Genomic DNA, 1,602 nt, shown 5'->3' with positions numbered 1-1,602 from the left:
CGGGGTTGGCGGAGCGGTGTGAGGTGCAGGTGGCGTATGCGATCGGTAAGGCGCATCCGGTGAGTTTGTTCGTGGAGACGTTCGGTACGGAGACGGTGTCGGTGGCGTCGATCGAGCGGGCGGTGTCTGAGGTGTTCGATCTGCGTCCGGCGGCGATCATTCGGGATCTGCACCTGTTGCGTCCGATCTATGGGCAGACGGCGGCGTATGGGCATTTCGGTCGGGAGTTGCCGGATCTGACGTGGGAGAACACGGACCGGGCCGCCGACCTCAAGTCGGCCGCAGGAGCCTGACCGGCACGAGGAGTGACGACCGGCGACCCGCTGACGGGTCGCCGGTCGCTCGTGTCTGTGTCGACGTACCGCTGCCGCACCTGGATCGGCTCTTCGACTACCTGGTCCCGTCGGACCTCGCCGACGACGCGGTCCCCGGCGCGCGGGTGAAGGTCCGCTTCGCCGGTCAACTCGTCGACGGTTGGGTGCTGGAACGGGCCGACCGCTCCGACCACCCGAAGCCGGTGTACCTGACCAAGGTGGTCTCGCCGGTGCCGGTGCTGGCACCCGAGGTGGCACGGCTGGCCCGGGCCGTCGCCGACCGGTACGCCGGCAGCCTCGCCGACGTGCTGCGCCTCGCCGTGCCGCCCCGGCACGCCCGCGTCGAGAAGGAGATCCTCACCCCGCCCCCCGACCAGGCGCCGTCGGTCACCGAAGCCACCCCCACCCCGGAGACGCCCCCCACCCCCGAGACACCCGATCCGGGTGGGTGGCGGGACTACCCGGCCGGACCGGCGCTGCTGCGCGCCCTGACCGAGGGGCGGTCGCCCCGGGCCGTGTGGTCGGCGTTGCCGGGGGAGGACTGGGCGGCCCGCTACGCCACCGCCGTCGCCGCCACCGTGGCCTCCGGCCGGGGTGCGCTCGTGGTGGTCGCCGACGGCCGGGACCTGGACCGGCTCGACGCCGCGCTCACCGCCACGCTGGGCGCCGGGCGGCACGTCTGCCTCTCCGCCGCGTCGGGACCGGCCCGTCGCTACCGGGCCTTCCTGGCCGCCCGCCGCTCCACCGCCCCGGTGGTGATCGGCACCCGGGCGGCCATGTTCGCTCCGGTGGCCCGGCTCGGTCTGGTGGCCGTCTGGGACGACGGTGACGACCTGCACGCCGAGCTGCGGGCCCCGTACCCGCACGCCCGCGAGGTGCTGCTCACCCGGGCCCAGCTCGACGACGCGGCGGCGCTGGTGGGCGGTTACGCGCGTACCGCCGAGGCGCAACTGCTGGTGGAGACCGGCTGGGCCCGCGAGGTGGTCGCGGACCGGGCGGTGCTGCGGGCGCGTACCCCGGCGGTCGCTCCGACCGGCGACGACCCGCAGCTGGCCCGAGATCCGGGCGCGGCGACCGCGCGGCTGCCGAGCCTGGCCTGGACGGCGGCCCGGGAGGCGTTGCGGGCGGATCTGCCGGTGCTGGTGCAGGTGCCCCGTCGGGGTTACATGCCCTCGGTGGCCTGCCAGGACTGCCGGACCCCGGCCCGCTGCCCGCACTGTGCCGGGCCGCTGGCGTTGTCCTCCGCCGGTCGGCCGCCGGCCTGCCGCTGGTGCGGCCGGGTCGCCGC

General features: G+C 75.3%; 1 protein-coding gene and 1 pseudogene. Both read left to right on the top strand.

All coding sequences use genetic code 11. The features are described 5' to 3' along the window. Positions 1 to 293 (top strand): methionine adenosyltransferase domain-containing protein (locus tag EYA84_RS31625; RefSeq protein ID WP_161595025.1); only part of this gene is annotated, 293 nt, incomplete at its 5' end. A gap of 71 nt (positions 294 to 364) precedes the next feature. After that, positions 365 to 1,602, top strand: a pseudogene (locus EYA84_RS31620) (primosome assembly protein PriA); the annotation flags it as partial.

It is taken from the genome of Verrucosispora sp. SN26_14.1 (genome assembly GCF_004307965.1).
Lineage (GTDB): Bacteria > Actinomycetota > Actinomycetes > Mycobacteriales > Micromonosporaceae > Micromonospora.
Note: the sequence above shows the minus strand (reverse complement) of the source record. Positions and strands in the feature narration are given on the sequence as shown.